The 13,526-nt window shown below is 61.3% G+C and carries 12 protein-coding genes; 9 read left to right on the plus strand and 3 right to left on the minus strand.

Translation table 11 applies throughout. The features are described 5' to 3' along the window. Positions 1 to 50 precede the first annotated feature (50 nt). Together V1273_RS14245 and V1273_RS14250 are read left to right on the plus strand one after the other, a co-directional pair. Positions 51 to 1,340 carry a serine hydrolase domain-containing protein gene (locus V1273_RS14245; protein ID WP_334410010.1) on the plus strand — a complete coding sequence of 430 codons (1,290 nt, stop codon included), beginning with the start codon at positions 51 to 53 and terminating at the stop codon, positions 1,338 to 1,340. Positions 1,341 to 1,445: 105 nt separating this feature from the next. Continuing rightward, positions 1,446 to 1,925, plus strand: a complete 480-nt coding sequence (locus V1273_RS14250) for a Crp/Fnr family transcriptional regulator (RefSeq protein ID WP_334382670.1) — start codon at positions 1,446 to 1,448, stop codon at positions 1,923 to 1,925. A 316-nt stretch (positions 1,926 to 2,241) separates the two neighbouring features. Here V1273_RS14250 and V1273_RS14255 read toward each other — a convergent pair whose 3' ends face one another. The 3 genes from V1273_RS14255 to V1273_RS14265 all read right to left on the minus strand — a co-directional run bounded on the left by V1273_RS14255 (position 2,242) and on the right by V1273_RS14265 (position 6,122). Beyond that, positions 2,242 to 2,859, minus strand: coding sequence for a L,D-transpeptidase (locus V1273_RS14255; RefSeq protein ID WP_334368242.1), 618 nt, complete (start codon positions 2,857 to 2,859; stop codon positions 2,242 to 2,244). Positions 2,860 to 3,004: 145 nt separating this feature from the next. Then, positions 3,005 to 4,255: a vanadium-dependent haloperoxidase gene (locus V1273_RS14260; RefSeq protein ID WP_334368243.1), complete on the minus strand. Its 1,251-nt coding sequence runs from the start codon at positions 4,253 to 4,255 to the stop codon at positions 3,005 to 3,007. Between the two features lie 628 nt (positions 4,256 to 4,883). After that, a complete protein-coding gene (locus V1273_RS14265) occupies positions 4,884 to 6,122 on the minus strand; it encodes a vanadium-dependent haloperoxidase (protein ID WP_334410011.1) in 1,239 nt (412 codons plus the stop codon). Between the two features lie 273 nt (positions 6,123 to 6,395). Here V1273_RS14265 and V1273_RS14270 point away from each other — a divergent pair, with 273 nt between their 5' ends. From V1273_RS14270 to V1273_RS14300, 7 genes are all read left to right on the plus strand, one after another. Then, positions 6,396 to 7,442 (plus strand): cyclase family protein, encoded by a 1,047-nt coding sequence (locus V1273_RS14270; RefSeq protein ID WP_334382666.1) that lies wholly within the window; start codon positions 6,396 to 6,398, stop codon positions 7,440 to 7,442. A 301-nt stretch (positions 7,443 to 7,743) separates the two neighbouring features. After that, complete coding sequence (locus V1273_RS14275) at positions 7,744 to 8,064, plus strand: hypothetical protein (RefSeq protein WP_334368246.1); 321 nt, start codon at positions 7,744 to 7,746, stop codon at positions 8,062 to 8,064. Between the two features lie 83 nt (positions 8,065 to 8,147). Continuing rightward, complete coding sequence (locus V1273_RS14280; RefSeq protein WP_442893735.1) at positions 8,148 to 9,506, plus strand: amidohydrolase family protein; 1,359 nt, start codon at positions 8,148 to 8,150, stop codon at positions 9,504 to 9,506. Positions 9,507 to 9,965: 459 nt separating this feature from the next. Beyond that, positions 9,966 to 10,319 (plus strand): GNAT family N-acetyltransferase, encoded by a 354-nt coding sequence (locus V1273_RS14285; RefSeq protein WP_334410012.1) that lies wholly within the window; start codon positions 9,966 to 9,968, stop codon positions 10,317 to 10,319. A 198-nt stretch (positions 10,320 to 10,517) separates the two neighbouring features. Further along, on the plus strand, positions 10,518 to 10,796 hold the full coding sequence (locus V1273_RS14290) for a rhodanese-like domain-containing protein (protein ID WP_051379298.1): 279 nt from the start codon (positions 10,518 to 10,520) through the stop codon (positions 10,794 to 10,796). A gap of 7 nt (positions 10,797 to 10,803) precedes the next feature. Further along, positions 10,804 to 11,976, plus strand: coding sequence for an aminotransferase (locus tag V1273_RS14295; protein ID WP_334410013.1), 1,173 nt, complete (start codon positions 10,804 to 10,806; stop codon positions 11,974 to 11,976). 45 nt (positions 11,977 to 12,021) lie between these two features. Next, on the plus strand, positions 12,022 to 13,086 hold the full coding sequence (locus V1273_RS14300) for a polyamine ABC transporter substrate-binding protein (RefSeq protein ID WP_334369255.1): 1,065 nt from the start codon (positions 12,022 to 12,024) through the stop codon (positions 13,084 to 13,086). Positions 13,087 to 13,526: the final 440 nt, after the last annotated feature.

Consider the following 13,526-nt stretch of genomic DNA (forward strand, 5'->3'; position numbering starts at 1 on the left):
TCAAGTAGCTGCAGAATGGCGCGCCAGAACAGGTCTGCGGGAGGGATATCATGATCTCACGTCGTCTTGTCATCCGACTGCTTGCGGCCGCAGTAATAGCTTTCGCGCTCAGCCCCATCCCGGTGGCCCTGGCTTTTTCGCCCGAGGCGCGCAACGCCAAGCTCGATGAAGTCCTTCGGGGCTTGGTGGAAGGCCGCAGCACTCCGGGTATCGTGGTGCTGATCCTCCAGGACGGCCGCCCGGTCTACAGCCGCAGCGTCGGCGTTCGCGAGGTTGGAAGTACCGCGCCGATCGGCGCAAACGACATGTTCCGAGTTGCCTCAATGACGAAGACTGTCACCTCGGTGGCGGCGATGATCCTTGTCGAGCAGGGCAAGATTGGCCTGGATGATCCGGTTAGCCGCTTCCTCCCCGAGTTCACCAAGCTTCGGGTGCGAGGGCCCGACGGCGCCGAGGGGCCGGCCAACAGGCCCCCGACCATCCGCGAATTGCTGACCCATACCGCCGGGCTCTCCTATAACTTCATCAATAATGCTCGGCTTGTGGATGCATATCGCGACGCGCGCGTGACCGACGGGCTAGATCAGCCCGAAGTAACCACCGCTGAAGCAATGCAGCGTCTCGCCTCCGTTCCGCTTGGCTATCAGCCTGGTACGGGCTGGGAATACTCGCTTGCGACGGACGTGCTCGGCGCCGTCATCGAGAAGGTGACGGGAAACAGCCTGCAATCTTTTGTCACCGAGCGCATTGCAAAGCCCTTGCGCATCGAGAGCTTTGTGTTCAACGCGCCCGATACCGTTCGCTCACGCTTCGTGCAGGTGACGCGACCCGCACAGGTCACGGGCGCACTCGGCACAGGCTACGTTCCCGTGATGGGACCTGAGGCAGTGCCGTTCCCACCTACCAAGGGCACTGCCAGCCTCGACCCGAACCGCGCCTTCTCTCCGACTGCGTACAATTCCGGCGGCGCCGGCATGAGTGCCACTATCGGTGACTACGTGCGGTTCTTGCAGATGCTGCTGAACGAGGGCGAGCTTGACGGCGTGCGGGTGCTCCGCGCCGAGACGGTCCGGCAGATGACGCAGAACGCGACCGGCAACATGCCGACGATTCGCGGACCCGGTTGGGGCTTCACGCTGGGCTTTGGAATCCTGACCGATCCCGCCGCAGCCAAGAGCCGTCTTCCGGCCGGTAGCTATGGATGGGGCGGCATCTATGGCACGCAGTTTTGGATCGATCCGACAAACCGCGTCATCGGCGTAGTCATGACCCAGACGGCGATCATTGGCTCCGGTCCCATTTCGAATCCCGTCCGGGAGGCGTTCTACGCGGCCGATTGAAGGTTTGATGACCAGCCTGGGGATCGGTCTGCTCCCGCAAGGCTGGTGACGTTCCGCTCAAACGGTGCTCTCGGTCTACCTCCAGGAGCGGGAGTATATTTATCGATGGCTATCAGCTCCCCCGATCTGAAAGCGTTCTTGCTCGCCACACCTTTCTTCGGTGGCCTTTCAGATGCGGGCCTCGATCTGCTGATCTCGATGCTGGTCGAGCGCCGCTTCAACGCCGGTGCCACGGTCGTCGCGGAAGGAGAACCGGGGCGCTCCATGTTCATTGTTCACTCTGGCCAGCTCGTGGTGAGCAAGCGGGCGGATGCCGGACGCGTCATTCGCATGGCGGATCTCGGGCCCGGTGATTTCTTCGGCGAAATGACGCTTATCGAAATGCAGAACCGATCAGCCACCGTCGTCGCGGAGAGCCCAACCATGCTGTACGAGCTCACAGCCCAAAAACTCTACATGTGCTACAAAGCCGACATCCATGCGTATGTGATGGTTATGCAGAATATCAACCGCGAGCTTTGCCGGCGGCTCCGCCGCGCCGACGACCGCATTGCCAGGCTGCAGATGCTTCACGCGAGGCAATGACGCAGGTTTCGCGCGCGGCGCGGGTGGGACGAAAAACTGCGAACGGCGAACGCTCCCTAACCCAATATGAAATTGGATTTGATTTGGACCACGAAGAAAGTGCGCTCCCTCTCCCGCTTGCGGGGGAGGGTTGGGGTGGGGGTGTCTCCACGGGCGACACTGCCTGAGTGGAGAGAGCCCCCACCCGGCGCTTCGCCATGGCCGAGGCTTTGCCTCGGCGTCTCAGAGGACGGCCACCGAAGGTGGCCTACGCCTCCCCCGCAAGCGGGAGAGGTAAAGCGCGTCCGCGGCCAAAAAAACATCACGCTCTAGCTCGCTACGCGCTCCGGCCCGGCGGGAGGACGACGACGATCGCGCCGAGCTTCACCCGATTGACGAGATCGATAACATCTTCGTTGGTCATGCGGATGCAGCCGGACGAAATGGCCTGACCGATATATTCCGGCTGGTTGGTGCCGTGGATGCGGTACAGCGTGTCCTTGTTGCCCTCGTAAAGATAGATCGCCCGCGCGCCCAGCGGATTGGCCGGACCTCCGGCAACGCGCTTCGGGTAGGGCCCGAGCCGGGCCTGGATCTCCGCCGTCGGGATCCAATCCGGCCATTCCGCCATGCGGCCAACCGTAGCGACGCCGGACCAGGCCAGCGCTTCCTCTCCCACCGTCACGCCGTAGCGGATCGCCTTGCCCCCAGGCAAGACGTAGTACAGATACTTGGCGTTGGTATCGACCAGGATCGTTCCCGGCTGCTCCTTGCGCGTGTAGTCGACAATATGCCGGCGATAAGTCTCGGGAATGCTGGCCTGCGCGTAAGGCGTGCGGGCGAGCAACTGCCGGTCCCTTGGGGTCAAACTGGCATTCGACGATGGTGCAAGCGTCGCTTGCATACAGCCGCCCAGCAGCCCTACCAGTAACAACGCGAGCCCACGCCCCATCATCGCGTGTCCTCCAAGAGTCCACATGGACGTAATTTGTTTGCTCAAAAAGTGTGGAAATCAAGGCGTCGCTCCCGGATCGGGTCAGGCCGGGGCATCACGACCTAGCCAGGTGACGTGCTGCGGCAAGCCGCAGCACGCCGCCCGATTACCGAGTGCCTTGAGATGGCGCCGAAACATGCGTCGGCTTCACGTAGTAGTTTGCCACCAGATGGTCGGCGATCTTGCGACCCATCGCTTCTCCGACCTCCAGCGAATTGCGGAAATGAATGCCGCCCCAGATGCGCACTTCTTTGTGCTCCTGGGTCATCTGCGCAAAGCTGGTGAATTGGCGCGAAAGGCGCGCGTCGGAAGTATCGGTCGCGGTGAAGCTTTCTGTCCCGGCGCCGAAAACAGCTTCCAGAACGCCTTGTGCCGCACCCGCGTTGATCCCGGCCTGCGACGGGTATTCGGGATGCATCGGCGTAGTGTTCAGAGGCTGCCAGCCTGCCTCGCGCTCCGTCGCATCGTTGCCGTCCTGGTCGCCGTTGCGGATCGCGGTAATCGGCCGCCAGAAATTGTATTGGAATTTGGCGTCCCAATCGACGATGAAGCAGTTGGCGAGAGCCATGGACATCAGTGCAAACACTCGCGCGCTTTCTGCCACCGGGAGGCCATGACGAGCGGAAGCCTGCCGAGCCGCCTGGAACCATGCGGGCCCGAGGTTGGCTTGCGTCCAGAAGCGCACGGCGTCGGACTGCGCGTCGGTCCGCTTCGCGCTTTTTACCCCACCCATTTCCTTGGTTTCATTGTAATCGCGCGCATAAAGAGCGCTGTTGAGGGCCGGGGGCGCACCCGGGCGGAACTGACTTGCACTCTCCAAGCCCCACGGCTTGGCTGTCGCATATTGAGGGAAGAGCGGCGGCGTGGTCGGCACCCATATGCCAGCCGTGGTGAACGGGCGGTATGTGTCGGGCGCGTTTGTCGCGTCGCTCTGACGTTCGGCGAAAACGGCGTCCGCAACTTTTGCGCCTAAATCAATACCCGCGGCCCGAGCGGGGTTGTCCGGAATGATTTTCATCGTCTCCGCGAAGGCTGCATCGATCCGCTCCTTCTGGCCGGGATACTGGCGCATGAGAATTTCGCGGGCAGCCGCCGCAGCGGCGGCCTCGGCTGAAGCGTTCGGGTCAATTGGAAGCTCCTGTATGTAACGCGAATATCGGTTCTGCACCGAGTTGACCGCGTCAGACATGGACACGTTTACGAGGGCCATGCTGCGCGTCCACGGATTACCGCCAACGTTGACCGCCTTCATCACGGCCATTGCGGTGTTGTTCCAATCGGCGATGACGTCCGCGTGGACCGCTGTATTGGCTGAAATTAGTCCCAGGCCGACGATTGCAGCTTTCAGTACGTTCATCGTTGCCTCCTTCGAAAAAGGTGGACTTTCAAATGACTGTCGATGTCGTGTGTACGTACCTCCGTATTCATCTTGTCGTGCGCGCAGCCGCATCTGTGCTCCGTCACGCGAAGGCGTCGCCCAACTGCCAAGGGTCCATTGCAACTTTCGCCAAGTCGGCCGATCGCGGCGGCACTTAGCGAACGGCGAGCCTATTGCTCGGGCGTGTCCGTTGTCGAAGAAGACATCGCGGACCAGCGCTCGTCAAAACTCGCAGTTGGGAGTTCGTTCGCGTCAACCGTGCGGCCATTCGACATGGTCGTACCGGCGGAGACGGCAATGCTCTCCGTCGAAGGCGAGTGCGACCTCATGGTGGCGGCGGATGCGGCAACAGCAAGCAGAGCGACAGCCACGAACCCAGTTATCGTTCGATGCTTCGTCATCAGAACCTCCTGTGGTCCCGAGAGCCCCTTAGGGTGGGTCAGGGGAACGTCGCGAAGGTTCAACGGCAAAGCGAAAAGTGTGGATTGTGTGTTTCCACAGATCGGACAACTAAGTTGTCCCGAATTCAAACTGCTCACGCGACATTCGTGCATAGGCGAATGCCCCGGATTTTCATCCGGGGCTTTCGCGTGATCAACTCGAGAGCTCAAGGCGCCCGCTTGAGCGTGTTCTCGATCATGTAGGCCGCGACCTTTCGGCCCACGTCCTCGCTGGTGCGGATCGCGAATCGATAGTGCACACCGCCCCACACGCGGACATTCTTCTGCTCCTCCGCCATATCGGCCAGGCTGGCGAATTGCCGCGTTCGCTTCGCATCTCGCACATCGGTTGCCGTGAAAGGAATCGCCTTCACGGGACCGAACACCGATTCCAGAACCGCCGTCGCGATCGTTGCGTTGATGGTCGCCTGCGAGGGATATTCTGGATGCATCGGCGTTGGGTTGAACGAGGTCCAGCCGGCATCGCGCTCGGTCGCATCGTTGCCGTCCTGGTCGCCATTGCGGATCGCGGTGACCGGTCGCCAGAAATTGTAGGTGTACTTCGCGTCCCAATTGACGATGTAGGCGTTCGCCAGACTCATGTTGAGCAGGGCGAACAGGCGGGCACATTCGGCGAGTGGCATCTCCTGCTTCATCGCGAGCTCGCGTGCCGCCGCCTGCCATGCCGGGCCGAAATTAGTGTTTTCCCAGAATTTAACCGCCTCGGTCTGCTCGGCGGTACGCGCCGTGCTCTTGGTGCCGCCGAGGCTCTTGACCTCGTTGTAGTCCCGCGCCCACTCGTCGCTTGACAGTGCCGGCGGCGGGCCGGGCCGGAACTGGTCGGCACTCCCAAACACCCATGGTTTCGCGCGCGCGTATTGCTCCTGCATCGGCGGTGTGGTCGGCACCCATACCCCTGGGGCAGTGTGCGGCCGATAGGTGTCCGCAGCGTTGGTGCCGTCGTTTGCGCGGTCGGCCCGTACCGCGTCGGCGACCGCCATACCCAGTTTGATGCCTTCGGTCTTGGCTGGCCCCTCGGGGATCGCCTTGAGCGATGCCGCGTAGGCCTCTTCGATCTTGTCTTTCTTTGCCGGGTAGATCTGAACAAGGATCTGCCGCGCGGCCGTCGCGGCCGCGGCTTCGGCCGACGCGCCAGGCGCAGCCGGAACCGTCGCGACCACGCGGGTGTAGCGGTTATGCACGGTATTGATCGCATCCGACATCGCAACATGCACCATGGCCAAGGTGCGCAGTTTGGGATTGTTGCCGAGGTCATTGGCCACCAGGGTACCGGTGGTCACGTTCCAGTCAGTGACGACATCGGCGCGCGCCGGCGCGCCCAACAGCGCGGCAGCGATGATGCCCGGCAGCAGAGTAGCTGCCGACATTCCTAAAACGGATTTCATCGGAAGACTCCTTTTTGCCGCCCACGCGATGGAGTGTTGGTTCACGCCAGGTGGGCATGGGCACCTTAGTCCTCCGCATTTCATCTTGGTGTGAACCACTTCACCTGTGGCGCGAGACATCCGAGCGGGACTATCGGCTTTTGCGGCACTAGCCATCGCGTCTCTCTGAATTTTTGCTGAGGCGGGCGCCGACCGACAATCTCGTTGATCCCACGGTGAGCTCAGGCCTAGACTGGGGAAGCTGAGCTATCCATGTCGTTCCAGGAGGATTCCATGAAGGTAGTTTCGCGATTCCTGCTCGCCGTGACCGTTCTCGCATTCGCCGCCGGCGGAGGCTATGCGCAGGACGGTGGCATGAAGAAGTGGTCAAAAGGAAAAGGATGGGGCTGGGTCTGGGGACCTCAGGACGAGGTCGGAAACCTCAACGAGATGACTGATGCATCACGTTTGGCTGCCTTGAAGCTCGTGACACAGGGTAGGGTCTACGATCTCGGCCTTCCGTACGACCGCTATTCATACAAATGGCCCGGCCACAGCCCGGGAGAAATCATGAGCTTCCGGTCGCCCGCGGGCGTGAGGAGCCAGAAGGATCTGTCGTTCACCACGCCGGAGGGCGGCAATACGGGCATCACCGCCTGGCATAGCAACGCGATCTTCATGAACGACAACGTGGCGACCCAGATTGATGGGCTCGGCCACGTCACGCATGGACCGAAGAACGAGTTTTACAACGGTTTCACGTCCGACGAGTGGGGCGGCGACTTCGGCGTTCGCAAGGCTGACGTGACCACGATCCCGCCGATCGTCGCGCGGGGCGTCTTGGTCGACGTTGCGGGCTTCAAGAACGTGGAGGCCCTTCCGTCTTCCTATGAAATCACTGTCGCTGATATCGAGGGCGCGTTGAAGGCGCAGAATGTCGACGTCACCCCGGGCACGGTCGTTCTGCTGCGCACGGGAACTGCGCGCTACTGGGGCGAGAACGGCCGCGACCATGCCAAAATCGGCCAGCACGACTCGGCGGGCATCGGCCTGACAGCCGCGAAGTGGCTCGTCGAGGAGAAGGGCGCGCTTATGCTCGGTTCCGATACATCCGGGCTCGAATATGGGCCGCCGAAGCCGGCCGACTCTCAGGCCGTTGGCGGCAGCTTCATCCCGGTCCACGTCTATCTGCTGGTCCAGCAGGGCGTCCACATCCTGGAGTTCAATAACCTTGAGCGGCTTGCTGCAGATCGTGTCTACGAGTTCGCCTATATCCTGACCACAAACGCCATCCGCGGTACCGTGGCCGGCACGACGCTGCGGCCGCTCGCCCTCCGTTGAGAAGTTGCGTCCGTTAGGGCCACATTCAGAGCGGACACGCTCTGCCTATCTTCCAACCGCCGGTTTGTGCCAATAGCAGAGGTGCGCACCAGATAAGCCACTGCCCCTTACCTATTCTTAAGGTTGTCCGGATCGGCTTCCGATCACCGCGCAACTGCGCCTCTCTTGAGAGCATTTTGCGCGAGAAAAGCATCAATGAGCGGCGGACCTGCGCCATTGCTAAGGGGAAACGTCCCTGTATAGTGTGAGTGATAACGAGCGCAACTTAACCGCGACAACGCGGTGATGTGGAGAATGCTCGATGAACAAAGTGCTCGCAGTTCTGTTGGGGGCGTCATTCCTCAGTTTGGCTGAGTTGCTTCCTCCCGTCATTCCCAACGCAGTTGCGCAAAGCGTTACTATCGATCGCGACGGTGTTCGCATCGATCGCAGAGGACGCATTGATCGGCAGGACGCAACACGAATCGCGCGACGCAATGGCGTCCATCGCATCCGGAACATCGACAGGCGCGGCAGATACTGGGTCGTCACAGGTGAGACGCGCCGGGGGCGCGACATCTTAAGGCTAACGATTGATGCAAGAAGCGGCCGAGTGATTGGACGTCGCTACATGCATCGCTGAAAACTTAAGCGCTCTGGTTCGCACTGCGCGGCAATGTTGTTGTCATGAATACACCTTGGCGATCCGCTGCTCGTGAGGGTCAAATGGTTTCCGCGCATTTCTGCCGTTTGGTTGCGCTACAGATCTGTGCGCTGGCGCTCCCGATGGACGTGGCGCCAGCCCAGCAAGTAAACCACGCGACAACGCTCTTCAACAATGTCAGGGTCTTCGATGGCAAGGGCCAGACGTTATCCGAACCGACAAACGTTCTTGTTCGAGGTAATCTGATCGAAACAATTTCCCAGACACCGATTTCGGTTGATCGAAGCGCCACTACGACGATTATCGACGGAGGTGGGCGAACGCTGATGCCCGGCCTGATCGACGTGCATTGGCACGCGATGTTGATCCGGGTGACGCCGGCACAGTCGCTCGGCGACGTCGGCTACCTTAATCTCGTGGCTGGCAACGAGGCGACTGACACTCTGATGCGCGGCTTCACCACCGTACGCGACGTGGGCGGTCCGGTGTTCGGTCTCAAGAGCGCCATCGACGAGGGTATCGTCAAAGGCCCGCGCATTTATCCGTCCGGTGCCGTGATTACTGTCACGAGCGGGCATGGGGATTTCCGTCAGCTAACTGATCTGCCGCGGACGATCGGCGGCATGCTGACGCGTATGGAGCAGACTGGCGGCGCGATGGTTGCGGACAGTCCCGACGAGGTGCGATTGCGCGTCCGCGAACAGTTCATGCAGGGAGCCTCCCAAGTCAAATTGACGGCAGGCGGCGGGGTGTCGTCACCCTTCAGTCCGATTGATGTGACCACATTTACCGCGACCGAAATGCGCGCCGCCGTTGAGGCAGCCGAGAATTGGGGCACCTACGTTACCGCGCATGCCTTTACGCCACATGCGATCCAGGTGGCTATTGCGGCTGGCGTGAAGTGTATCGAACATGGCATGCTGATGGACGACGCAACCGCCAAACTGTTCGCCGAAAAAGGGATTTGGCTAAGCATGCAGCCACTCCCCGAGGACTTGCGGCTGGGCTTTCCAGTGGGTTCAGTTCAGCGAGCCAAGGCGGATGAGGTCTGGCCCGGCATAGGTCGGACTTACGAACTGGCGAAGAAGTACAAGATCAAGACGGCGTGGGGCACTGACGTCCTATTCTCTGCTGCGCTGGCGCGCCAACAAGGGGCAATTCTGGCCTCGCTCACTCGCTGGTACACACCCGCCGAAGCGCTAATCATGGCAACCTCGACTAACGCCCAACTGCTGGAACTCTCCGGAAAACGAAATCCCTATCCGGGAAAGCTCGGCGTCGTGGAGCGGGGAGCGCTCGCCGATCTCTTGCTCGTCGATGGCAATCCGCTGGACAACATCAGCCTCATTGCCGATCCTGCCAACAGCTTCAAGGTCATCATGAAGGACGGTACGATTCACAAAAATACTCTGGCCAAGTGAGGACGTGCTGAGCCTGCTTTTCGGAATTGCATCCTCGCCTCTCGGCTGGGCGGTCGCGGCAATCGGCTTTCTTTGCCGAGTTATTCTCATCGCGTGGCATCAACGCGCCTGCGCAGGCGGCCGAGGGCCAAGCCGATTTCTCGCAGCGGATTCGTGCATCCTTGCCGACAATACTTCTGCCTGAATGGATGCCGGCAGTTTCATGGCGAACCATCGCGGACGAGCGGCATCTTCCCTTTGTCAGTCCGCGTCCGCTATGGATCCATCCTCAGACGTCGGCGTACGCGGCCATCAAGTCCGCTCACCTCTCGATAGCTGATATTGTCGCGCTGGTTCGGCAGTTCGTTTAACTCGAGGCAGGTTACGATGGAGACCGTTTACCGTCGGGCGACGCGTAAGGACGCAAGCGGTCTCCACGACATTCGACGGCGATCTATCCTTGGACTCGCGCCGCCAAAAATGCCCGTTGCCGAAGCGCAGGCGTGGGCTGCGAAGCTCACGCGCGCCGGAATGGAGCAAAAGCTGCGTGAGCTGGAAGTCTGGGTGGCCGAGCTGGATGGCATCGTAGCCGGGTGGGGGGCCATTCGCGGCGACTGGCTGGAGGGACTCTATACCGACCCGGAATTTGCCCGCCGGGGCGTTGGCGCGGGGTTACTGGAGATGTTCGAGCGGCTGATGTGCGAGCAAGGCATTCGGGCGGTGCGGGCCGAAGCCAGTTCGAACGCGATGGCATTCTACCTTCGTCGAGGTTACCGGGCGAATGGTCCTCAGTCGCCGAATGGCGCTTGGCCCATTGCGAAGGAGCTTCTATAGCCGCCTCCGCCGAAGCTGAGGCCGGAGGTTCGAACGGCGCTTTAAACCGTTCGCGGCGCTTGATTTTCACCGCGTGAGGGGCGACTTTGGCGCCCGCTTGGCCGGGCCCGTCGGAGCCCGCGCGGCAGGTTGTCAGGAGGATATTGCGTGGCGGACCATCAGGTGCACGATTTGACGCCGGAAGACGTTTCCAAGGGGATGGCGGAAGGGCGCTATCTTCTGGTCGATGTCCGCGAGCCCAATGAGGTGGCGGTGGAGGCCTATCCGGATGGGGTGGTCGTTCCGCTCCAGAGCTTCGATCCGGCGGCCATTCCGGAACCGCAGGGAAAGCAGGTGGTTTTCGCCTGCCGCTCGGGCAAGCGCTCGGTGACGGCTTCGCTCGCGGCGCAGGCGGCAGGGCTGCCTTACGACAAGCATTTGGCAGGGGGCATCATCGGCTGGAAGGCTGCGGGATTGCCGACCAAGACCGGCGGCTGATCTGCCAATGACCTCCATGAACAAGGTCTTTGCCGACCTTCCCGTCACCGTCTTCGAGGCGATGTCGCAGGCGGCGCGCGACAACAACGCCATCAATCTCGGCCAGGGCTTTCCCGACGATCCCGGGCCGGAAGACATTCGTCGCGCCGCGGCCGATGCGACCGTGAACGGCTATAACCAGTACCCGTCGATGATGGGCATTCCGGAACTCCGGCAGGCCATCGCGGCTCATTACGGCCGCTGGCACAAGCTCTCGCTTGATCCGATGACGGAAGTGATGGTGACCTCGGGCGGCACCGAGGCGCTGACCGCGTCCATTCTCGCCGTGGTCGAACCCGGCGATGAGGTTGTCGTGTTCCAGCCGGTCTATGACAGCTATTTGCCGATCATCCGCCAGGCCGGCGGCATTCCGCGCCTGTTGCGGCTCGAGCCGCCGGGCTGGCGATTGACGGAAGAGATGCTGGCCAGCGTCTTCAATCCCAAGACCAAGGCGGTGCTGTTCAACAACCCGCTCAATCCGGCGGCTGTCGTCTATCCCCGCGAAGACCTCGAATTGCTGGCGCGGTTCTGCCAGAAGTTCGACACCATCGCGATCTGCGACGAGGTCTGGGAACACGTGATCTTCGACGGCCGCGAGCATATCCCGCTGATCACGATCCCGGGCATGCGCGAGCGCACCATCAAGGTCGGCAGTGCCGGCAAGATTTTTTCGCTGACGGGGTGGAAGGTCGGCTTCGTCTGCGCCGCGCCGCCGCTGTTGCGGGTGGCGGCCAAAGTGCACCAGTTCCTGACCTTCACCACCGCGCCAAACCTGCAGGCTGCGGTGGCCTATGGCCTCGGCAAACCCGATCACTATTTCTACGACATGCGCAAGGAACTGGCGCGGAGCAGGGACCGGTTGACGAAGGGACTGGAGGGCATCGGCTTTCCCGTGCTGAAGTCGCAGGGCACGTATTTTCTCACCGTCGACCTGTCGCCGCTGGGCTTGAATGAGACCGATGTCGAGTTCTGCAGGCGCATTGTGAGCGACTACAAGGTCGCCGCGATCCCGGTGTCGGCTTTCTATGAACAGGATGCGGTGACGTCGGTGGTGCGGTTCTGTTTTTCCAAGAAGGACGAAACGCTGGATACCGCGCTGGAACGCCTGTCGGACGCGGTGCACGGCCGTCGCAAGAGGTAGAGGATGCGCCATCCAATCCGAAGCCCGCTTTGCCTGATCGGCGTGATGACGGTCGCGCTGTCGCTCTCGCCCGCCTGGGCACAGGAGCGCACCGTGAACTTCTACAACTGGTCGAACTACATGGCGCCGGGCGTCTTGGAGGATTTCACCAAGGAAACCGGCATCAAGGTGGTCTACGACACGTTCGATGCCAACGAGACGCTGGAGACGCGCCTCTTGGCGGGAAAGTCGGGCTATGACGTCGTGGTGCCGACCGGATATTTTCTGCAGCGCCAGATCACCGCAAAAGTCTTCCTCAAGCTCGACAAGTCGAAGCTGCCCAATCTCGCCAATGCCTGGCCGGTGGTGACCGGCCAGCTTGCGACCTATGATCCCGGCAACAACTATGCCGCCAACTACATGTGGGGCACCACGGGCATCGGCTACAACGTCAAGGCCGCGCAGAAAATCCTGGGTCCCGACGCCAAGATCGACAGTTGGGATATCGTCTTCAAGCCGGAGAACCTCGCAAAATTCAAAGACTGCGGCATCCATATGCTTGATTCCGCCGACGACATTCTGCCGGCGGCGCTGAGTTATCTCGGCATCGATCCGAACTCCACCAAGCAGGCCGATCTGGAAAAGGCCGCCGATCTCGTCAGCAAGATCAGGCCCAACGTCCGGAAGTTTCACTCTTCCGAATATCTGGGCGCGCTGGCGTCGGGCGAGATCTGCTTCGTGGTGGGCTGGTCGGGCGACATCATGCAGGCGCGCAGCCGCGCGGCGGAAGCCAAGAACGGCGTCGAGATCGGTTACACGATCCCGAAAGAGGGCGCGCAGATGTTCTTCGACAATCTCGCGATCCCTGCGGATGCCAAGAACGTCGCGGAAGCCTACGAGCTGATCAACTATCTCTACCGCCCCGAGGTCGCGGCGAAGAATTCCGACTTCCTGTCTTACGCCAACGGCAATCTCGCGAGCCAGAAGCTGATCGATCCGAAGATTTTGAACGACAGGAATATCTATCCGGACGAGGCGACGCAGAAAAAGCTGTTCGTCATCCGGGCCCGCGAGCCTGCGACGCAGCGGATCATCAACCGGCTGTGGACGCGGGTGAAGACGGGGAGGTGATGCGGCACTCCGGTGCCCCATCCGTCATTGCGAGGAGCAACGCGACGAAGCAATCCATGCATCAGCAAGCGGGAAGATGGATTGCTTCGCGGAGCCTGTCATCGGGCGCGCATTCGCGCGACCGTTGGCTCGCAATGACGTGGAGAGGTCTCCCGCGCACAATACCTCATCCGGCCAACAAACCTCCATTGCCGGAACGCGAAGGAAACTCTATAGCTCGCTTCCGGGAGCATCATATGACCAACATCCTCACCTTCTTCTCAACGCGCACGCTGCTGCAGATCATTGTCGTCCTGGCATCGACGGTTGCGATGAAGGCGTGGAGCCTCGGCCTGTTCGGCGGATAGGCCCCAACCGGGAGGTGAGGGAGCGTTGCTCCCGTCATTGCGAGGAGCGCAGCGACGAAGCAATCCATGCCTCAGCGAGTCGAGAGTGGATTG

The organism is Bradyrhizobium sp. AZCC 1721 (assembly GCF_036924715.1).
GTDB lineage: Bacteria > Pseudomonadota > Alphaproteobacteria > Rhizobiales > Xanthobacteraceae > Bradyrhizobium.